Here is a 21193-nt window from a genome sequence, read left to right on the forward strand (position 1 = left end):
TTTTATTGCAAAACGGAGTTAAACAAAGTATACTAATCCTCGTGAACTTCTCAAACGAGTAAGGCGCTAAATGGCTACTTAAAGGGTTAGGACCTCTTTGGACTAACTTTCCCCCGTGGTAGTTATATGCTTTATCCAGTAGAACTTCATGTCAATAAAGTAAAGGGGGAAATTTGAATATGGAAACAATGGGTCGTCATGTCATCTCGGAATTATGGGGATGCGATTTTGAAAAGTTAAATGATATGGATTTTATTGAACAAACTTTTGTTGGTGCTGCTTTAAAATCAGGTGCAGAAATTCGTGAGGTTGCATTCCATAAATTTGCGCCACAAGGTGTTAGTGGTGTCGTTATCATTTCTGAATCACATTTAACCATTCACAGTTTTCCAGAGCATGGCTATGCTAGCATCGATGTTTATACATGCGGTGACCTTGATCCTAATATTGCTGCAGATTTTATTGCAGAAAGCTTAGGGGCGGAAACACGTGAGAATATCGAAATTCCTCGTGGAATGGGTCCAGTTCAAGTTAAAAACGCAAAACAAGTAAATGCTCTATAATAATTGAAATGACAATCCAAAGAGTGCATGTAATGCACTCTTTTTATATTTTTATCGCAGAGTAACGAGCAGTAAGATCCCCGTTTCAAGAATTGTGATAGAATCATAAAAGGGTAAATGAGGAATCAACTGCCGCATGCGCCCGATTATCAGAACTCAGACTAAATACGCCACGTCCTGTGGCAACGTCTGAGTGACCCTCATCATGAGTGCCTCAGACTAACCATCAGTGGGGGATGAAGAAAAACCCAAACTGATGGAAGGTTCACTTTATTGGGGCAATGACCATCAAAAAAATACAACTACTTGTACTGACATCTTCTTTCTAATATGATAGTGGTATGAAGAAATAAATGATCGTTACGATTCGGAGCTGATTGTATGAAATGTCCTTCATGCCAAAATAATAATACACGAGTTCTCGATTCTCGCCCAGTAGACGAAAGCAAATCTATACGCAGAAGAAGAGAATGTGAAAAATGCGCCTATAGATTTACAACGTTTGAAAAAGTTGAGGAAATCCCGTTAATTGTTGTCAAAAAAGAAGGTACGAGAGAAGAGTTTAGCCGAGAAAAAATACTTCGTGGATTAATAAAAGCGTGTGAGAAACGTCCGGTTGCTTTGAAGGAGCTAGAAGAGATCACTTCAGAGGTCGAAAAGGAGCTTCGAAGCAATGGAGTATCAGAAATAAAAAGTGATGAGGTAGGGGAAATGGTAATGGATCGCCTTGTAAAGGTGGATGATGTTGCTTATGTTCGCTTTGCCTCCGTGTATAGACAATTTAAAGACATCAATGTCTTTATTGAAGAATTGAAGGAATTAATTAAGAAAGAGCAAACTAAAGGTGAATAATCAGTTAATCCATTCCCTATAGAGGGGGTATGAGCTAAAGTTATTTCTTTAGCTCCTTTTTACTAATTCGTCAGTTTTTTAGCTAATAGGAAAGTTTAACTTAATTAAAAGGATAAAATGGCATATTTTTTATGAAATTTGGCTTCTAGTGAAAATATCGCATAAGTAAAACTAAGCATTCGCCAGTAGAACTTGGCTACGCCCAAGTTTTTCTAAGAAAAAAGTGTATGAAAGAGGTAGTGTGTGATGGCCCAGCATTGGACAGAAATAGTACCAGGCGATCGCTATGCAGTGGCTATGAACGGAATGTTGCATGATTATGATCGAAAAATATTAACGCTATTATATCAGCCATTAATAGGACCGACATGCTTGAGCTTGTATATGACACTCTGGGCGGAGGTAGAAGATAATCGGCTATGGTCTACATCTAGTTCCCATCATAGTTTAATGAATTTTATGGGAATCAGGCTAAAAGATATTTATGAAGCAAGGCAAAAGCTTGAAGGAATCGGCCTTCTTAAAGCATTTGTGAAAAATACGGAAGAAGGCCGCGCATTTATTTATCAACTGCATCCGCCGTTAACGCCTGAACAATTCTTCCTTGATGGAATGTTAAACATTTATTTATATAAAAAAGTAGGTAAAAACCAATATTCAAGATTGAAGCGCTTTTTCAGCGATCAATCTCAGTCTGCTCAAACTGGATATGAAGAAATTACAAGCTCATTCCAGGATGTGTATTCATCCGGGCACAATAGTCCTAATGATTATATAGAAGATCTGCAAACGGATGAAAACGAGCAATTCATCGGCAGAGGAGAACCACAAGCTATACAAATCAACCCGGCTGCCTTTAATTTTGAATTATTGGAAGCTGGCTTGAGCGAATCCTTAGTGCCAAAGAAAGCGTTGACAAAAAAAGTAAAAGAAGCTATCAGTAATCTTGCTTTCTTATATGACATTGATGCGATCCAGATGAAAAATATTGTCATTAGCGCAGTAAATGAAGACGATGAAATTGCCATTGACGAACTGAGAAAATCGGCCAGAGACTGGTATCAATTTCAGCATCAAGATCAGCTTCCATCACTCCTAGACAGAAAGCAGCCGCTGCAGCATCTATCAGCTAAATCAAAACCGCAGACACAGGAAGAACAGCTGTTATATTATTTAGATACTACTTCACCCCGTCAGTTACTAAAAGACATTTCAGGCGGTGCAGAGCCCTCTAGCGGTGATTTGAAAATTATCGAGGATGTCATGTTTCAACAAAGGCTGCTGCCAGGGGTTGTGAATGTGCTTATTCAATATGTTCTTTTAAGGACAGATATGAAGCTGACGAAAAGCTATGTAGAGAAAATATCCAGTCATTGGGCGCGAAAAAAAATCCAAACTTCCGTAGCTGCCATGACACTAGCTAAAAAAGAACATAAGCAATATTTAGAATGGGCGGAAGGCAAGAAAGCAAATAAGAAGCCCGCAGCCAAAAAGAAAACGGTCAGAACAGAGCTTCTCCCTGACTGGTTCGATGAAAGCAAGAGTGAAACCACTGAAACAGTAGATAAAAGCAAAGGAAATGAGCAAGAATTATCTTTGAAGATGCAAGAATTTCAAGAAATGATGAAAAAGAGAAACGGAGGTGGAAGTAGCGAATGAAAAAAATAAATGATACGTTAAAACGCCTTGCCGGAAACCAGGACTTTAAAAAAAGATATGAAATGCAGCGTGCAGAAACTTTACAGCATCCGGATATTAAAGCTTTCCTGGAAGAAAATAAAGATCAATTATCTCCAGAAATCATTGAACGTAGCCTAATTAAGTTATATGAGTATTCAAAGCTAAGTAAAGAATGCAACAAATGTCCAAGCCTTGAAGGCTGCATTAATTTTATGCAAGGCTATCACCCTGAATTGGTCATTGAACGGGGCATGATTGATATAAAATATGATAAATGTCCGCGTAAAGAGATATATGATGAAAAACGTAAAAATGAAAAGCTCATCCAAAGTCTGTATGTGCCGAAAGATATACTTCATGCAACATTTGATTCTGTTTACAATGATGATGATAAACGGATTGATGCGGTGAATAAGGCGCTTTATTACTGCATGAATTACAAGGAAGGCAGCAATCAAAAAGGCTTTTATTTGTATGGGAAATTCGGTGTGGGCAAGTCCTATTTATTAGGTGCCATTGCAAATGAATTAGCCGCAAAAAAGGTTTCTTCGATGATCGTCTATGTTCCAGAACTATTTAGAGAATTAAAAAGCTCGATAGCGGACTCCACTTTGAATGAAAAGTTAGATGCAATCAGATCAGCCCCAGTTTTAATGTTCGACGATATAGGCGCTGAAACGATGTCCAGCTGGACAAGAGACGAAATTTTAGGACCGATATTGCAATATAGAATGCTTGAAAAATTACCAACCTTCTTTACCTCCAATTTTGATTTTACAGGATTAGAGCATCATTTATCTTATAGTCAAAGAGGCGAGGAAGAGAAAATGAAAGCAAGACGGATCATGGAAAGAATAAAATACTTAACAGAGCCGGTCTTGGTGGACGGTCCAAACCGGAGAGGATAATGAAATGGCTAGACTTTTAGAATGTCTAGTCTGTCCGTAGAGAAAACTCATTTCAAAAATAGAAATGAAAGGTTTGGATTCTTCGAGGTGATTTTTAGCGGTTCGAGCGGACAACTTTCCAAATCCAGCTAAATTTTCTTATTTTCACTTTCGAAGGCACTGTGGCTAGACATTTAGAATGTCTAGTTTTTTTTATTGTATCGCTGCCTTAAGGTTTCAATGTTAAATTAAAACTGAAGGACTTTTTAGAGCTTACTTCTATTTTGTCCAAGTCCCCCATATACATAAAACAGATATTGTTTAAAGGGGGGATTTGGTTGATCGAAATCATTTTCCAAAATAGAAATGATGCGGAAGAGCTGTTCCATCATTCCACTAAGGCTTTATCATTACCGGAATGCGAAATAAACATTCTTCAAAACGAAGATCAACATATAGTAAGAATTTTAATAGGAAAAGACGATGAAAAAGTTTCAATTGAGCATTTAAAAGAGATATTTTATACGTTTCTAATAAATAGTAAAAGAGATGCTTGGTTTAGAAGAATTATGGCGGAAAACTTTTTTTATGAAGACGAAGATGAGCAGCAGCAAATACTTGAAATCATTCATTCCATTCTTGAAGGGGAGCGTGAAGATTTAGCGACTTTTGTAAAGGGATTTGATGTACAAGGTGAACTTCGTGGAACGATTGACCGAATGATAGAAAACGATTTATCTTTTTCATATGATTCATTTGTGAAATTTCGAATCCGGCCATTGATGGAACAATTAACTAAATTTGTAGAGATCTCGATTGATGAATATAAAATGGAGCAGGAATATCAAATGTTCATTCAAACATTAAGAGATTTTTTAACCGCGCGTACTAAGAAAATGGACATCATTCATTTATTAATAGAAGAGGGAACATCTTTTTATAATAGTCAATTTTCAAAAATTACGCGCTCGGAGCTTACAATGATGATAGACAGACGGCTTTTGTTTAACCATCCTGTTTATATCGATTCAGTAACAATTGCACCGCTTTTATCCATCGCTCCAACAAGCATTTATCTTTATACAAACGACGAAGATCAGCCGCTTGTAAGGACGATAAGAAATATATTTGAGGAAAGACTAACGCTATTGCCGATAGACGCCTTTGAAGCTCATAAAGCAAGTTTTGAAAAACAAAGAATTAAAAATATAGCAGATACCCCTTGATTTTCCGTAAATTAAAATCTATAATAACGTACATATTAATAAAATCATGAAACAGTTATGATAAGGATATGGGTGTTCTTTTACGGTTTATAGAGAGGGAAGGCTAGGCTGAAATCTTCCTAACACGACTGGAATGCTTACCACCTTTGAACTCCATTACTGAACTCCAGTGACGCACTGGAAAGTAAGCAATGGCGGAACCAAGACCGTTATCTTGCTACAAGTCATCTTTTATTTAAGGTGAGAAGTAGGGTGGAACCACGTGTGAATAATAACTCGTCCCTTTTTACAGGGACGGGTTTTTTTATTTTCAGCTAGGTTAAAGCTAATTGTTGATTGGTGAAAAGCGCGAGACCCCAGCGGGAAAAGCGGTTCAGGGGCGCCGAGTCACCCTAGCAGCCCGCGAGGAAGAGTGCCTAGAGCGGAAATCAATGGATAAGTTTAACCGAGCTAATTTTTATTAAATAAGGAGGAAGTCAACATGTCAGAGATGATTAAAGTTTCGTTTCCAGATGGTGCGGTAAAGGAGTTTCCTAAGGGAACGACAACCGAGTCGATTGCATCATCAATCAGTCCTGGCTTAAAGAAAAAGGCGATTGCCGGTAAGGTAAATGGAGAAATGTTTGATCTCCGCCGCCCGATTGAAGCAGATTCAGCTGTTGAAATTGTTACACAAGGCAGTAATGAAGCGCTTGAAGTACTGCGTCACAGCACAGCCCATTTAATGGCACAGGCAATAAAACGCCTATACAAAAATGTGAAATTAGGTGTAGGACCAGTTATTGAAGGCGGGTTCTACTATGATATTGATCTTGAAGAGTCATTATCACCAGAAGATTTACCAGTCATTGAAAAAGAAATGAAGAAAATTATTAATGAAAACATAGATGTTGTCCGCAAGGAAGTCAGCCGTGAAGAGGCGATTGCCCTTTATAAAGAAATCGGCGATGAATACAAGCTTGAATTGATTGAGGCGATTCCTGGAAATGAAACAGTGACACTTTATGAGCAAGGTGACTTTTTCGATCTTTGCCGCGGAGTTCATGTCCCATCAACAGGGAAAATTAAAGAATTTAAATTATTGAGCATTGCCGGGGCTTATTGGCGTGGAGATAGCAATAATAAAATGCTTCAGCGTATTTACGGTACAGCTTTCTTCAATAAAGAGGATTTGAAAGAGCATCTTCGTTTATTAGAAGAAGCAAAAGAACGCGACCATCGCAAAATCGGCAAAGAGCTAAACCTATTTATGAACTCGCAAAAAGTCGGACAAGGCTTACCTATCTGGCTGCCGAAAGGTGCAACGATTCGCCGCAATATTGAACGCTATATTGTTGATAAAGAAGTGCGCTTAGGCTACGACCATGTGTACACTCCAATTATGGCGAATGTAGAACTGTATAAAACTTCAGGCCACTGGGATCATTACCAAGAAGATATGTTCCCTGTAATGGATATGGACAATGAGGAGCTTGTTCTGCGACCGATGAACTGCCCGCACCATATGATGATCTATAAAAATGGCATTCATAGCTATCGTGAGCTGCCAATTAGAATTGCAGAGCTTGGCACAATGCATCGCTATGAAATGTCAGGTGCGCTATCCGGCTTGCAGCGTGTGCGCGGTATGACATTGAACGATGCTCATCTTTTTGTTCGTCCTGATCAAATTAAAGACGAATTTAAGCGTGTCGTTCACTTGATTCTTGAAGTGTACAAAGACTTTGATATTACAGATTATTCCTTCCGTCTTTCTTATCGCGACCCTAAGGATACTGAAAAGTATTTCGATGATGACGCAATGTGGGAAAGAGCCCAATCTATGCTGAAAGAAGCAATGGATGAAATCGGACTTCCATATTTTGAGGCAGAAGGCGAAGCTGCTTTCTATGGCCCGAAGCTCGATGTTCAAGTAAAAACAGCGCTTGGTAAAGATGAAACATTGTCAACAGTTCAACTTGATTTCTTATTGCCGGAGCGCTTTGATCTATCTTATGTAGGCGAAGACGGAAAACCGCATCGTCCGGTCGTTATCCACCGCGGTGTTGTTTCAACAATGGAACGCTTTGTTGCCTTCTTAATTGAAGAGTATAAAGGCGCATTCCCAACATGGCTTGCACCAGTTCAAGTGCAGATAATCCCTGTATCACCTGATGTGCATTTTGATTATGCGAAGCAAGTACAGGAACAGCTTCAGCTTGAAGGGTTCCGAGTAGAGCTTGATGACCGCAATGAAAAAATCGGCTATAAAATCCGTGAAGCACAAATGCAAAAAACACCTTATATGCTAGTGGTTGGCGATAATGAAGTAGCAGAGAAAGCAGTCAATGTCCGCAAATATGGTGAACAAAATTCAGAAACTGTTTCATTTGAAGATTTTAAAGAAAATCTGTTCAAAGAAGTAGAGCGCTATTAATAAGTGAAGGGTTCCAGTACAATGACTGGAGCTCTTTTTTTGCATCTTTTTATTATTGTTTTTTTAATGGAAATCAATGCTATTAAAAAAGTTGTTGCCAAAAGAATAAAGTTTTGATATTATTTTCTTTGTTGTTGAAAAAAAGAATACGTTTGACAAGTATTTATACTTTGTGATATAGTATCTTAGGTAGTTTGAATACAGTTTGAGGAAAAGAAGAAGCACCCGCTTCTCACCTGATTGACGCTTAGGCAGTTAGCAGGTTTTACGTGAACTTTTATGATTAAACGTAATGTGTGGGTGTTTTCATCCGCACTTTTTTATTTGCCTAATAACTTGCGATTTCAGCTTTGGTTCGGTGCAGCTGGCAGCTTCTTTTAAATAGTGACCCAAACGTTGTGTTCGCAAAAAACCATGGAGGTGTCTAACTATTAGCAAAGATATGTTGTTAAACGAGGGTATTCGCGCCCGCGAAGTTCGTCTCATTGACCAGAACGGCGAGCAATTAGGAATTAAATCAAAAAACGAAGCACTAGAAATAGCTGCTCGTGTAAATCTTGATCTTGTTCTTGTTGCACCGAATGCAAAGCCTCCTGTAGGCCGTATTATGGACTATGGAAAGTTCAAATTCGAGCAGCAAAAGAAAGAGAAAGAAGCACGTAAAAATCAAAAGATTATTAGTATTAAAGAAGTTCGTCTCAGTCCTACGATTGAAGAGCATGATTTTAATACAAAATTAAGAAATGCTATCAAATTCCTTGAAAAAGGCGACAAGGTAAAAGCATCTATCCGTTTCAAAGGACGTGCGATTACACATAAGGAAATTGGCCAGCGTGTTTTAGTCCGTTTTGCACAAGCATGTGCAGAAGTAGGGACAGTTGAGTCTCATCCAAAAATGGACGGACGAAGCATGTTTATGGTATTAGCACCTAAAAACGACAAGTAAGAGGAGGAATTCCACATGCCAAAAATGAAAACTCACCGTGGTTCTGCAAAGCGTTTTAAAAGAACAGGATCTGGGAAATTAAAACGTTCTCACGCTTACAGAAGCCATATGTTCGCTAATAAATCTCAAAAACAAAAACGTAAGCTTCGCAAAGGAACTCTTGTTTCTTCTGGTGATTACAAGCGTATCCGTAACATGTTAGTAGGTCTTAAGTAAACTCGAAATTAGGAGGGAAATATTATGCCACGTGTAAAAGGCGGTACAGTTACTCGCAAACGTCGTAAAAAAGTAATAAAATTAGCTAAAGGTTATTTCGGTTCAAAACATACATTATATAAAGTTGCTAACCAACAAGTCATGAAATCTTACAACTATGCTTACCGTGATCGTCGTCAGAAAAAACGCGACTTCCGTAAGCTATGGGTTACTCGTATCAATGCAGCTGCACGCTTGAATGGTCTTTCTTACAGCCGTTTAATGCATGGGTTAAAGCTTGCAGGTATCGAAGTAAACCGCAAAATGCTTGCTGAACTTGCAATTGCTGACGCAAAAGCTTTCACTGAATTAGCAGAAGTTGCAAAGCAAAACCTATCTAAATAATCAAGTTTATAATGATAAGCCATTCTCGTATTGAGAGTGGCTTTTTATACATTAGAGGGGGATTTTCAATGACAGTGCTGCTTGTATTTGTAATTATTATGAACCTCATTGGCTACATCATAATGAATATTGATAAACAGCGGGCAAAGAGAAAGGAATACCGCATTAGTGAAAAAACTTTGTGGACGATTGCGATATTATTTGGTGCAATCGGGATGACTGCCGGCATGAGACAATTTAGGCATAAAACAAAGCACGCTCAATTTAAAATCGGTCTTCCGGTTTTATCACTTGTAAACATTCTTGTAGTTGTTTATCTGTTGACTGAGTTGTAATATTATTGCTCATTCGCCCATATGATGTACTAACATCATGTCTAGCTAAGCAGGAGGTGGCAATCAAAGGTGAATGAGCATTTAGCAGTTGCACTTGGGATTGTGGAAACTGCCGGTATATTAGCGCCGATTGCCTTTATACTTTTTCATGTTTTAAGGCAGTTTTTATTTATTCCCGTACCACTTGTCTGCATTGCCGGAGGCGTTTTATTTGGCAGTGTCTTTGGTTCGTTATTTTCACTAATCGGGTTAATGTTTTCCTGTTTATTATTTTATGCACTGATCCACCAGCTTCCGAAATTCCACAGCAAGCTTTCAGCCCTAAAAAAGAAATGGTTTGGCGAGTATCGGAACTTGACGATAGGTCAAATTGCGATTTTAAGACTCGTTCCTTTCATTCACTTTCACTTGCTCAACTTTTGTTTGTTAGAGCGCACTAAAGGTTTTTCCGATTTCGTCAAAGGTGCTTGGATTACTAATATTCCATTAGCTTTGTTTTATACAGTCTTTGGTGAATTCATCAGCCGCTTCACACCCACGATGATGCTTATCATCCTCTTCTCTATCACTGTCCTTCTCTTCGTTTTGCGTGAAAAAGTAACAGTTATTAAATGGCGTGAATTTTTTAAGTCTGCAGCATGAAGAAAACACTGTTCATTTGCACAGTGTCATGCTGTAGAACACATCTCAAAAATAAACATGAAGGGTTTGGGATTCTCCGAGGCTTACCGCTCGCTTTTTAGCGGGGGCGAGCGTCAAGCCGCTTCTGCGCTATACGCCTTTAGTGTTTCGACTTTCTCGCTACTCTCCAGCACGAGTCGAGCGGACACCTCTCCAAATCCAACTAAATTTTCTTATTTTCACTTTTTCAAAGGGAAAATGATGACTTTTCGGATTTCCCGATGCTCACCACTCGCTTCCAGAGCGGTTCGAGCATCGAGGTGCTTCGAAGCTGAAGTGATCTCATAAAGTTAGACACGTTTTCTTTTGCAACCGTGGACTGAGCTCGGTACCCAAAATAGGGTGTAGTAAAGCAAAAAATGGTCATAGATTGTGGAACTGACCCCAAAATTAGGTATAGTCAGCGAATAATGGTCAAAGTTTGTGAAACTGGAACCAAAATGGGACGTAGACAAGCAGAAAATGGTCATAGTTTATGAAACTGGAACCAAAATGGGACGTAGATTCCAGGGTTACAGGACTGAGACCAAGAAATAAAAAGGCTTCCAGAGAAAGCTAAATTTACATCAAACCGGTATGGTATGTGCTGAACGATTTAAGACTATGTTTTGTGCCATGCCCCTTTCTATATCATTCAGCAACCGCTTTCAAAAAAAAGACCATCCAACTGGACAGCCTTAATGGTCTTTCATTATTCAAATGAAGAATTTTTCCCCTTGCTTTTTTGCATAAATTCCTTAACTGGACTTTTCCAATCGATTTTTGCATTTGGATAGTTTGCTAAAACCTTTTGTTCAATAAAGAGAAAATCCTCGCTTACTAATCCCTTTAATGCTGAAACAGAATGAGGCCAAATAAAAATAGAGACAACATCAAAAGAATTTTCAGTAGTGCCTAGATATTTTTCACCTTCAAATAAGACACCTTTATATGTGATTAGAAAGTTTCTTCGCACATTATTTTGGTCATCAAAAAAGAAATATTTCTTTTGATCATGAGCAAGTTCAAGCTTTCTTTTTGGATTTATTACATATTTAATCGTGCTGTAGATAAGAAAAATAATCAAAGCAAACAGCAGCAATCGAATTAGCCACATGAAACCAAGCTCCTTCTTTGTTATTTTGAACTGTATACGAATAAGATGCAAAAAGGTTTCAACTTTTATGGATTTTGTTATAATTTTTTTGTTCACTACTAATAGAAGAACAGGAAGGTGACCTATGAACTTTGAAAAATTATTCGCAATGCAAAAAGGATTGGATGATCATATAGAGTCTAATCATCATTTAGGAAATGAAGATTTATTTGATAGAAAAGTGCTTGCATTGCTTGTAGAGCTGGGCGAACTCGCCAATGAAACAAGATGTTTTAAGTTTTGGAGTCTTAAACCGTCTGCGCCGCGGGAAACAGTACTGGAAGAATATGTGGACGGCGTGCATTTTATCTTATCACTAGGCATTGAATGCGGATTTACAACAGAGCAAAGCTATTCAGTGGAAATAGCAAAGAAAGAATCAATAACAGAGCAGTTTATTTATATGTTTGATGTTATTGGCCAATTTAAACAGCAGCGTTCATTAGAAAATTATAAAATCGTCTTTCAGGCCTATCTTCAATTAGGAGAGGCACTTGGTTTACAAGCGAGCGAAACAGAAGAAGCATATATTAAGAAAAATGAAGTAAATTATAAAAGGCAGCAAGAAGGATATTAATTAACTGGAGTTTGTACAAACTTAAGCACCTCTAGTATAATTGAATTAATATTTTTAGAATTCAGTATCGGTGGCACGGCACTCGGCTACATAGACAAAAACAGGCAGTGTCTCTGTTTTTGTCCAATGAAAGCGAGCTGTCTCCACATTTCAAAGAAGGAGTCGAAATATGCCAAAATTAGATGAAACATTAACGATGTTAAAAGAGTTAACGGATGCTAAAGGTATACCAGGCAACGAGCGAGAACCAAGAGAAGTAATGAAAAAATACATAACTGATTTTGCAGATGAAGTGACAACAGATAAATTAGGCAGCTTAATTGCTAAGAAAACAGGAAAAGTAGGCGGACCAAAAATAATGGTTGCCGGCCATCTTGATGAAGTTGGCTTTATGGTGACAAGCATCGATGATAAAGGCTTTCTCCGTTTTCAAACGGTTGGCGGCTGGTGGTCGCAAGTCATGCTTGCCCAGCGTGTAACAATTGTAACTATGAAGGGAGATGTGACAGGTGTTATTGGATCAAAGCCGCCGCATATTCTCCCTGCTGAGGCGCGCAAAAAGCCGGTAGAGATTAAAGATATGTTTATCGATATTGGTGCTTCCAGCCGTGAGGAAGCGCTAGAATGGGGCGTGAAGCCCGGAGATATGGTTGTTCCATATTTCGAGTTTACCGTAATGAACAATGAGAAGATGCTCCTTGCAAAAGCGTGGGATAACCGGATAGGACTTGCTATTGCGATTAAGGTTCTGGAAGCTCTTAAAAATGAAGATCATCCAAACGTTGTTTATGGCGTAGGTACAGTGCAGGAAGAAGTAGGTCTTCGCGGTGCGAAAACATCTGCCCAAATGATTGAACCTGACATCGGCTTTGGTGTGGATGTTGGGATACCAGGAGATACACCTGGCGTAACGGAAAAAGAAGCGTTAAGCAAATTAGGCAATGGTCCGCAGATTATTTTATATGATGCTTCAATGGTCTCTCATAAAGGCTTGCGCGACCTTGTAACTGATACAGCGGATGAATTGAATATCCCTTATCAATTTGATTCCGTGCCTGGCGGCGGTACAGACTCAGGTGCGATTCATTTAACACATAAAGGTGTGCCTGCGCTGTCAATTACAATTGCGACTAGATATATCCACTCGCATGCAGGCATTCTGCACCGTGATGATTTTGAAAATACCGTGAAGCTAATTGCTGAAGTCATTAAACGTCTGGATGCAGAAACAGTAGAAAAGCTTACATTCGAATAATTGTAAAAAAACCTCGGAATGCCGAGGTTTTTTTACGTTCCGAGCTTTTATGACAGTTGTCATTTGAAAATAATAACAGCCGTGAATAGGATTTTTCACACGCTTAAAATTAAGGATATAACAGAAATGGAATAAAAAGGATTTGTCCTTATGTTCCGAATATATCCAAAAGATCAAATGAAGTGGTTTTTATTTCTCGATATTAGTTTATTTGTTTTCTGATTTTATAATTTAATGCAATCTTATTCTTTACCTTTGTTTGTGAAAATCAGCCTTAATCTCGCTTGAAAAAAATCCATTAAATGCTTGAAAAAGACTCTTTCGTAAAGAGTCCGTATCATAAGGAAGCAATTTATAAAATTTCGATGATGTGGGGAATTGCCTTTGTCATTGATACAATCTATTCGTGGTCATATACTTTTTTTCCGAAGAAGGATTAAAAGGCTATCGAGTAAAGCTCGATAGCCTGCATAAGCATATGCGCCGCTCAACGTTATTGCAATCCGCTTTCCAATGTTTGCAGCATCTCCTGCTTATCTTCCTCAGAGGAGTGTTTCCAAATCACTTCGAATAGAACCCCGAGGCCTGGCAGCATTTTTTCTTCCCCATTTTGAATGGCATCAACGATTGTATCTTTTAGTTCGTCCTGAGAATTCCCTGTTACATTGTGCAAAATCGCGTTGCGCAAATTAAGATTCATGTTATTACACACCTTTCGTAAATATCCTATCAACTTTATGATTTCTATTTTTGGATTTATTATGTATTTGTTTTGCGCTATAATTAAAATCTGATGCGGGCATATTCCGCTATTATTTCTAAAACTTAAGGGGCGAAAGTGTTGAAACATATTCACTCTGCAAAAAATCCTCAAGTGAAGCAATGGAAGAAACTATTGACTAAAAAGGAAAGAGACAATACTGGCACCTTTTTAGTAGAGGGCTTTCATCTCGTTGAAGAGGCACTTATGGAGAATAGAATTGAAGAATTAATTATTAGTGAAAACAAAGATATCCCTCCTGCATGGAATTATGGTGATATTCCAGTTACAGTCGTTACAGACGATATCATTTTGCAATTAGCAGAAACGGAAGCGCCACAAGGGATTTTTGCCATTTGCAGTCAAATAGAAGAGTTAACCAAAACAGCAGCTTTCAAAAAATATTTGCTCATCGATGCTGTACAGGACCCTGGAAATTTAGGTACAATGATTCGCACAGCAGATGCAGCTGGAATGGATGCTGTAATCGTTGGCAAAGGCAGTGTGGATGTGTATAACTCTAAAGTTCTGCGATCTGCACAAGGTAGTCATTTTCATCTGCCAATCGTTCGCGGAGACCTTGAAAAATGGGTTGAAAAATTAAAAGAAGCGCAGATTCCGGTTTATGGGACTTCCCTTGAAGGAGGCAAAGCATATACATCATATGAACCTTCAGACACCTTTGCATTAATCATGGGAAATGAGGGCAGCGGTGTAAGTAAAACGCTGTTATCAACGACTACAGCTAATTTATTTATCCCTCTCTACGGAAAAAGTGAATCATTAAATGTTGGAATTGCCACTGGTATTTTGCTCTATTATTTGCGAAAATAAAAAAATAGGCAAAATCATGCGAGGAAGCGTTTGAAACGAAGGCAAGAATGTAATATAATAAACAGCAAATTATAATTTTAAAGCAATGACGGAGACAAGTAGGGTATAGGAAGCCTTTTAGGGAGAAAGTGCCTGAGACTGAAAGCACTTTTAAGGTGACGATACTTGAATATTTCACCTCCTGAGTTGACATCGGGACCATCGAATCTTTTATCGATGTAAAGATGTACCGGCTTATCGCCGTTATCCGAATGAAGCGAATGCGAACGGCACATTGATGTGCTTTTGTATTAAAAAGGGTGGTACCGCGAATCCAAAACCTCGTCCCTTTCTCAGGGAGAGGTTTTTTATTTTGCAAAAAAAAGGTTTGAAGGAGGAAATAACAATGCAGGAACGATTAAAGGAATTGCAAACTGAAGCGCTTGAAAAAATTAGCAGTGCAGTTGATTTAAAAGAATTGAATGATATTCGAGTATCTTATCTTGGCAAAAAAGGTCCCATTACGGAAGTGTTGAAAGGAATGGGGAAGTTATCTGCTGAAGATCGTCCAAAAATGGGTGCGCTGGCAAATGAAGTGAGAGACGCCATTTCTAAAGGGATTGAAGAGAAGCATTCAAAATTAGAGGAAGCTGCAGTAGAAGCAAAGCTTGCTGCTGAAACAATTGATGTGACGCTGCCTGGCCGTCCGGTCACTACAGGGCATCATCATTCTCTTACAAAGGTAATTGAAGAAATTGAAGATTTATTTATCGGAATGGGCTATACCGTAGCCGAAGGTCCTGAGGTGGAAAAGGATTATTATAACTTTGAGGCGCTCAATTTACCTAAAGGCCATCCAGCTCGTGATATGCAGGATTCATTTTATATTACTGAGGATATTCTTCTTCGTACACATACTTCTCCTGTTCAGGCAAGAACAATGGAGAAACATGAAGGGAAAGGCCCTGTCAAAATTATCTGTCCTGGAAAAGTATTCCGCCGTGATAATGATGATGCCACTCATTCACATCAATTTATGCAAATTGAAGGGCTTGTAGTGGATGAAAATATCCGCATGACAGATTTAAAAGGGACACTTGAAGTATTTGCGAAGAAAATGTTTGGTGAAGATAGAGAAATTCGCCTCCGTCCAAGCTTCTTCCCGTTCACTGAGCCTTCTGTTGAGATGGATATTTCTTGTAAAATTTGTTCTGGCAAAGGCTGCAGTGTATGTAAAAAAACGGGCTGGATTGAAATTCTTGGAGCAGGTATGGTTCATCCAAATGTGCTTGAAATGGCCGGCTTTGATTCTAAGAAATATACAGGCTTTGCATTCGGAATGGGTGCAGAAAGAATTGCGATGCTAAAATATGGCGTCGATGATATACGTCACTTCTATACAAATGATGTAAGGTTTTTAAAACAATTTTCTATCCACGAATAATGAAGAGAAACGGAGGATTTCATAATGTATGTTTCATATAAGTGGCTTCAGGATTATGTTGATCTTTCAGGCATCACACCTGATGAGCTAGCTGAAAAAATCACTAAGAGCGGGATTGAAGTTGAAGGTGTAGCAACACTGAATGAAGGAATCAGCGGTGTTGTAGTTGGTTATGTGCTTGAGAAAGAGAAGCACCCTAGTGCAGATAAATTAAACAAATGCCAGGTAGATTTAGGTGATGGTGAGCCGGTGCAAATCATTTGTGGCGCTCCCAATGTAGATAAAGGCCAAAAAGTTGCTGTAGCAACAGTTGGTGCAGTGTTGCCAGGGAATTTCAAGATTAAAAAAGCAAAGCTTCGCGGTGAAGCATCGAACGGGATGATTTGCTCACTTCAAGAGCTTGGCTTTGAAAGTAAACTTGTTGCGAAAGAGTACAGCGAAGGGATTTATGTTTTCCCTGAAAAGACGGAAATCGGCACGAACGCATTAGAGAAGCTTCACCGTGATGACCATGTGTTGGAGCTGGGGTTAACACCTAATCGTGCGGATTGCCAAAGCATGCTTGGAGTAGCATATGAGGTTGCGGCAATTTTAGGAAGAGAAGTAAAACTTCCGCAGCCAGAAGTGGCTACTGTTTCTGAAAAAGCAGAGGATTACATTCAAGTAACGGTTGAAGCGAAGGAAGATAATCCTTTATATGTAGCGAAAGTAATTAAAAATGTTTCGATTAAACCGTCACCGCTCTGGATGCAAGCAAGATTAATGGCAGCAGGCATCCGTCCGCACAACAATGTAGTCGATATTACGAACTATATTTTATTAGAATATGGTCAGCCATTGCATGCGTTTGACTATGATCGCTTAGGTTCAAAAGAAATTTTAGTTCGCAGAGCGACAGATGGTGAAGTCATTACAACATTAGATGATGCGAAAAGAGAATTAACATCAGATCACTTAGTCATCACAAATGGTAAAGAGCCTGTCGCTCTTGCAGGCGTGATGGGAGGGGCAAACTCAGAGGTAGGTTCAGATACAACGACTGTTCTTTTAGAGTCTGCATACTTTGCAGGCGGACCAATCCGCAAAGCTTCTAAAGACCATGGATTAAGAAGCGAAGCAAGCTCCCGTTATGAAAAAGGTGTAGACCCTAACCGTGTAAGACCTGCTGCAGAGAGAGCTGCGCAATTACTTGCAGAATATGCCGGTGGCGAAGTATTAACAGGGTCTGTTGAAGCTGACTCACTTACAGTGGAACCAGCTGTCATTTCAATTCATATTGATAAAATTAATCGTGTACTAGGCACAAACTTAGCAGTGAGCGAAGCTGATGACATTTTGACGCGTTTACAATTTGAGACAGCTGCAGATGGCGGAGAAATTACTGTAACAGTCCCAACTCGCCGTGGGGACATTACAATTGAAGAGGATTTAGTTGAAGAGGTTGGCAGATTATACGGTTATGATAATCTAGAAACTACACTTCCAGAAGGTTCATCAACGCCGGGTCATCTTTCTGCATATCAAAGTAAGCGAAGAGTTGTCCGCCAATATTTAGAAGGCGCTGGCCTTTATCAAGCGGTGACTTATTCTTTAACGAGTGAAGATAAAGTAATGCAATATGCACTGGATGTAAGAAAGCCGATAAAATTGGCAATGCCAATGAGTGAAGAGCGCAGCATGCTTCGTCTGAGCCTGATTCCTCATTTGTTTGAAGTGTTAAAATATAATGGTGCTAGACAAAATGACAGCCTATCTGTTTATGAGACTAGTTCTGTTTTCCTATCTACAGCTGATAATGAATTGCCTGAAGAGAAGGAGCATTTAGCAGCTGCGATCACAGGCCTATGGCAGTCGCATCCATGGCAAGGCGAGAAAAAACCGGTTGATTTCTTCGTGTTAAAAGGAATTTTAGAAGGGCTGTTCAGTAAGCTCGGTCTTCTTGAAAAAATAGAATTTGCTAAACTTGAAAAAGAAGGATTGCATCCAGGACGTACGGCAGAAATCTTGCTTTCAGGTGAAGCGATTGGCGTTATTGGTCAAGTACATCCAAAGGTGGAAAAAGAATTAGACTTGAAAGAAACCTATGTATTTGAACTATCATTAGAAGCGCTGCTAGAAGCAGAAGTAGAACCACTAAAATATGAAGCGATTCCACGCTATCCTTCCATTACAAGAGATATCGCCCTTGTTGTTGATAAAACAACTGCGGCCGGCGAATTGGCTACGATTATTCGTCAAGCGGGCGGCAAGCTTTTAAAAGAGGTCAATGTATTTGATTTATATGAAGGTGACCGTATGGAAGAAGGCAAAAAATCCATCGCTTTCTCATTAAGATACTTTGATCCTGAACGCACATTAACAGATGATGATGTCGTCAAGGCGCATGATAAAGTATTAACCGCTGTTAAAGATCAAGCGGGCGCAGTTTTGAGAGGATAAATTAGTACTGCAAGAAGGGCTGTCCAAATATTTGGATGGTCCTTTTTGAGTGGTGAAAAAAACAAGATTCCTCCTGCACACAAAAAAGCACAAACCAATTGGCTTGTGCATTCGAAATTAATTATTACTGTATTTCTTGTTATACAGTTTTTTTGCTTTATCAGTATTTGCAAAATGGAGTTTAACAAATTGCGACAGTGCTTGTGCACCTTTTTCATGAATGAGCCGGGCAGCGCATTCATCAACTTTAGGTCCTGCTCCTTTTGTTAAATGGAAACCAGCTTTTTTACTTAAGTCAGCAAAGCGCAATATGAAGGCATAACGGGCTAAAATAGATGCAGCTGCCACAGCGAGGTGAACAGATTCAGCCTTTGTACTAAAATAAACATTTTCCCGCTGGATATTCGGCTGCTGTTTTAAATAATTGAAATAGATGCCTTCTTGGGCAAACTGATCAATTAATATGGCATCTGGCTTTTCCGGGGAAATCTTTTGCAATACGCTATTAATCGCTTGATTATGTAATAAAGCTTTCAACTTTCCTTGAGACATACCAGACTGCTGCATTTGATTGTATTTTTCATTATGCAATGTTAATAAACTATATGGGATGACATCTTTAATTTGCTTAGCTATATTCATAATTTTTTCGTCGTTTAAATTTTTGGAGTCTTGCACACCGAGCTCCTTAAGTAATGGTATTTTTTCCTTGCTTACATAAGTGGCAACGACTGTCATTGGTCCAAAGAAGTCTCCTGTTCCAACTTCATCTGAGCCAACAACGGAAAGCGAAGCGAAATCTTTAGGCAAGTGCGAGCCGATTTCCTTCTTTTCCTTTTTTGGAGCGACTAGAGGTGTGTCTCCCCATTTACTTGCTTCAGCAACACTTCCACCTCCTTGAAAAAGAACCTTGCCAGACTTATACGCCGTGATTGTACAACTAGGTGTTTTAGCAGAAAAAACACTCCCTTGTGGCTGCTTTTCACTTAGATTTGCTTGATAATACTTTTTCATTTCATTTAATTCCGCTGCTGTTTTTATTAACACAACATTGCTCATATGTATTTCCTCCTCTAAAATTAAGCGTTTTCCGTCATTAGATCTTTTTTGACAAGCTTTGACTTCCCACTTAAAAATGTTCATGTTATGATAATGTGTAGGATTCGTCAGAATGGGGGCTTACATGTTGTCAAATACAGAAAAAAACCGAACAAAGGTTGATATATATGGACAGCCGTACACTATTGTTGGTACGGAAAGCTCCGGCCATATTCGATTAGTCGCTTCGATGGTCGATGAAACAATGAGACAAATCAGTACTAAGAATCCTTCACTCGACATCAATAAATTGGCTGTACTAACAGCTGTTAACGCTATGAATGATTATATAAAACTTAAAGACGAATTTGAGCGTCTTGAAGAAGAATTAAATAGAGTAAAGGAATGACATTACCATGCTGGATCTTGCCATTATTATTATTTTGCTTTTCGGTTTTTTCATGGGATTGCGAAGAGGGTTTATTCTTCAGCTTATCCATTTAGTTGGTTTCATCATTGCATTTGTAGTCGCAAGGCTATACTATGATACACTTGCTCCAAAACTTACACTATGGATTCCCTATCCGAATTTCGGAAGTGACTCCAATTTGCAAATGCTGTTAGGCAGTACAGATTTAGAAGATGCTTATTATCGTGCAATAGCTTTTGCTATTATCTTTTTCGCTGTAAAAATTCTACTTCAAATTATTGGGAGTATGCTTGACTTTGTTGCCAGCTTGCCAATTTTAAAGCAATTGAATACATGGGCAGGCAGTATTCTAGGATTTATAGAAGTCTATCTTATCATGTTTATCCTATTATACATAGCTGCATTATTACCAATTACAGCATTGCAAAACATGTTAAACGACTCCTTTATGGCGGAATTTATTATTGATCATACACCAATTCTATCGCAACAAATAAAGGATTTATGGATTGATTATATGGCATCATAACTTCTCTATTTAGAGAAGTTTTCTTTTTATAATAAGTGTGTGTTAGTGTAGGCAAACAGAAAGTAGTCATAGACTGAGTAACTGGAACCAAAATTGGGTGTAGGCAAACAGAAAGTGGTCATAGTTTCGGTAACTGGAACCAAAATTGGGTGTAGGCAAACAGAAAATGGTCATAGATTGAGTAACTGGAACCAAAATTAGGTGTAGGCAAACAGAAAATGGTCATAGATTGAGTAACTGGAACCAAAATTAGGTGTAGGCAAGCAGAAAGTGGTCATAGTTTGTGTAACTGGGGATTAGTTAGAATTTTTTGATGTCACTTGTAGCATGAGATTTGGTATCAATCAGGAGTTTGAAACCGCTTCTGGCAAGAAATCTCCGCTTTTTAGTATCATTTCGTAGTATTATGATACTATTCCTTCTTCCATTTGTCGCCATAGACTCCCTTTGGTTTTCCTTAACAAGCTGAGGCTCCTAGGGTCCCATGGTCATAAGTCACAACAGAATTAAAGGTAAAGAACACCTGCTTGAAGTCCACAGGAAGTGGGTCATGCAGGTGTTGCCATAGGACGTGGCGAAATTAACCT

Annotated in this window: 21 protein-coding genes and 3 other annotated features; of the genes, 18 read left to right on the top strand and 3 right to left on the bottom strand. The window is 38.8% G+C overall.

The genetic code is table 11. The features are described from left to right. Window positions 1-179: 179 nt before the first annotated feature. The 11 genes from speD to CWS20_RS02170 all read left to right on the top strand — a co-directional run bounded on the left by speD (window position 180) and on the right by CWS20_RS02170 (window position 10147). Window positions 180-563, top strand: a complete 384-nt coding sequence (speD, locus tag CWS20_RS02120) for an adenosylmethionine decarboxylase (RefSeq protein WP_066191457.1) — start codon at window positions 180-182, stop codon at window positions 561-563. A gap of 381 nt (window positions 564-944) precedes the next feature. Continuing rightward, window positions 945-1415, top strand: coding sequence for a transcriptional regulator NrdR (nrdR, locus tag CWS20_RS02125; RefSeq protein ID WP_066191460.1), 471 nt, complete (start codon window positions 945-947; stop codon window positions 1413-1415). A 246-nt stretch (window positions 1416-1661) separates the two neighbouring features. Further along, window positions 1662-3074, top strand: coding sequence for a replication initiation and membrane attachment family protein (locus CWS20_RS02130; protein ID WP_066191465.1), 1413 nt, complete (start codon window positions 1662-1664; stop codon window positions 3072-3074). Next, window positions 3071-4003, top strand: coding sequence for a primosomal protein DnaI (dnaI, locus tag CWS20_RS02135; RefSeq protein ID WP_066191468.1), 933 nt, complete (start codon window positions 3071-3073; stop codon window positions 4001-4003). Before CWS20_RS02130 ends, dnaI begins: the two co-directional genes overlap by 4 nt. Before the next feature lie 317 nt (window positions 4004-4320). Continuing rightward, a complete protein-coding gene (gene ytxC, locus CWS20_RS02140) occupies window positions 4321-5208 on the top strand; it encodes a putative sporulation protein YtxC (RefSeq protein ID WP_066191471.1) in 888 nt (295 codons plus the stop codon). A gap of 48 nt (window positions 5209-5256) precedes the next feature. Continuing rightward, window positions 5257-5495: a binding site (T-box leader), on the top strand. A gap of 194 nt (window positions 5496-5689) precedes the next feature. Next, the gene (gene thrS, locus CWS20_RS02145) at window positions 5690-7624 is read left to right on the top strand and encodes a threonine--tRNA ligase (protein WP_066191474.1); all 1935 of its coding nucleotides are present in this window, start codon (window positions 5690-5692) and stop codon (window positions 7622-7624) included. Window positions 7625-7831: 207 nt separating this feature from the next. Next, window positions 7832-7952: a sequence feature (ribosomal protein L20 leader region), on the top strand. 114 nt (window positions 7953-8066) lie between these two features. Further along, on the top strand, window positions 8067-8570 hold the full coding sequence (infC, locus tag CWS20_RS02150) for a translation initiation factor IF-3 (RefSeq protein ID WP_066191477.1): 504 nt from the start codon (window positions 8067-8069) through the stop codon (window positions 8568-8570). 15 nt (window positions 8571-8585) lie between these two features. Beyond that, window positions 8586-8786, top strand: coding sequence for a 50S ribosomal protein L35 (rpmI, locus tag CWS20_RS02155; RefSeq protein WP_066191479.1), 201 nt, complete (start codon window positions 8586-8588; stop codon window positions 8784-8786). A 24-nt stretch (window positions 8787-8810) separates the two neighbouring features. Next, window positions 8811-9170 carry a 50S ribosomal protein L20 gene (gene rplT / locus CWS20_RS02160; protein ID WP_066191482.1) on the top strand — a complete coding sequence of 120 codons (360 nt, stop codon included), beginning with the start codon at window positions 8811-8813 and terminating at the stop codon, window positions 9168-9170. A 68-nt stretch (window positions 9171-9238) separates the two neighbouring features. Further along, complete coding sequence (locus tag CWS20_RS02165) at window positions 9239-9505, top strand: DUF1294 domain-containing protein (RefSeq protein WP_066191485.1); 267 nt, start codon at window positions 9239-9241, stop codon at window positions 9503-9505. 69 nt (window positions 9506-9574) lie between these two features. After that, window positions 9575-10147, top strand: coding sequence for a TVP38/TMEM64 family protein (locus CWS20_RS02170; protein ID WP_066191488.1), 573 nt, complete (start codon window positions 9575-9577; stop codon window positions 10145-10147). A gap of 730 nt (window positions 10148-10877) precedes the next feature. Here the strand turns inward: CWS20_RS02170 and CWS20_RS02175 are convergent. Beyond that, the gene (locus CWS20_RS02175; RefSeq protein ID WP_066191490.1) at window positions 10878-11282 is read right to left on the bottom strand and encodes a sigma-w pathway protein ysdB; all 405 of its coding nucleotides are present in this window, start codon (window positions 11280-11282) and stop codon (window positions 10878-10880) included. Window positions 11283-11406: 124 nt separating this feature from the next. Between CWS20_RS02175 and CWS20_RS02180 the strand changes: the two genes are divergently transcribed. Together CWS20_RS02180 and CWS20_RS02185 are read left to right on the top strand one after the other, a co-directional pair. Further along, window positions 11407-11898: a dUTP diphosphatase gene (locus tag CWS20_RS02180; protein ID WP_066191492.1), complete on the top strand. Its 492-nt coding sequence runs from the start codon at window positions 11407-11409 to the stop codon at window positions 11896-11898. Window positions 11899-12067: 169 nt separating this feature from the next. After that, window positions 12068-13153, top strand: a complete 1086-nt coding sequence (locus CWS20_RS02185) for a M42 family metallopeptidase (protein ID WP_066191496.1) — start codon at window positions 12068-12070, stop codon at window positions 13151-13153. 493 nt (window positions 13154-13646) lie between these two features. Here the strand turns inward: CWS20_RS02185 and sspI are convergent, their stop codons facing one another. Then, window positions 13647-13853 (bottom strand): small acid-soluble spore protein SspI, encoded by a 207-nt coding sequence (sspI, locus tag CWS20_RS02190; protein WP_066191501.1) that lies wholly within the window; start codon window positions 13851-13853, stop codon window positions 13647-13649. Window positions 13854-13994: 141 nt separating this feature from the next. On the opposite strand from sspI, the gene CWS20_RS02195 reads away from it, so the two are divergent. From CWS20_RS02195 to pheT, 3 genes are all read left to right on the top strand, one after another. Then, window positions 13995-14747, top strand: a complete 753-nt coding sequence (locus tag CWS20_RS02195) for a TrmH family RNA methyltransferase (RefSeq protein ID WP_066191504.1) — start codon at window positions 13995-13997, stop codon at window positions 14745-14747. 76 nt (window positions 14748-14823) lie between these two features. After that, window positions 14824-15079 (top strand) — a binding site (T-box leader). 53 nt (window positions 15080-15132) lie between these two features. Next, window positions 15133-16170: a phenylalanine--tRNA ligase subunit alpha gene (gene pheS, locus CWS20_RS02200; RefSeq protein WP_066191507.1), complete on the top strand. Its 1038-nt coding sequence runs from the start codon at window positions 15133-15135 to the stop codon at window positions 16168-16170. Window positions 16171-16194: 24 nt separating this feature from the next. After that, the gene (gene pheT / locus CWS20_RS02205; protein ID WP_101226228.1) at window positions 16195-18609 is read left to right on the top strand and encodes a phenylalanine--tRNA ligase subunit beta; all 2415 of its coding nucleotides are present in this window, start codon (window positions 16195-16197) and stop codon (window positions 18607-18609) included. A gap of 117 nt (window positions 18610-18726) precedes the next feature. Here pheT and rnhC read toward each other — a convergent pair whose 3' ends face one another. Then, window positions 18727-19668 carry a ribonuclease HIII gene (rnhC, locus tag CWS20_RS02210; protein WP_066191513.1) on the bottom strand — a complete coding sequence of 314 codons (942 nt, stop codon included), beginning with the start codon at window positions 19666-19668 and terminating at the stop codon, window positions 18727-18729. A gap of 124 nt (window positions 19669-19792) precedes the next feature. On the opposite strand from rnhC, the gene zapA reads away from it, so the two are divergent. Then, complete coding sequence (zapA, locus tag CWS20_RS02215; RefSeq protein WP_411814274.1) at window positions 19793-20056, top strand: cell division protein ZapA; 264 nt, start codon at window positions 19793-19795, stop codon at window positions 20054-20056. A gap of 7 nt (window positions 20057-20063) precedes the next feature. Then, window positions 20064-20606 (top strand): CvpA family protein, encoded by a 543-nt coding sequence (locus tag CWS20_RS02220; protein ID WP_066191517.1) that lies wholly within the window; start codon window positions 20064-20066, stop codon window positions 20604-20606. The last annotated feature ends 587 nt before the right edge of the window (window positions 20607-21193 follow it).

The sequence above is a fragment of the Cytobacillus horneckiae genome, assembly GCF_002835735.1.
Lineage (GTDB): Bacteria > Bacillota > Bacilli > Bacillales > Cytobacillaceae > Cytobacillus > Cytobacillus horneckiae.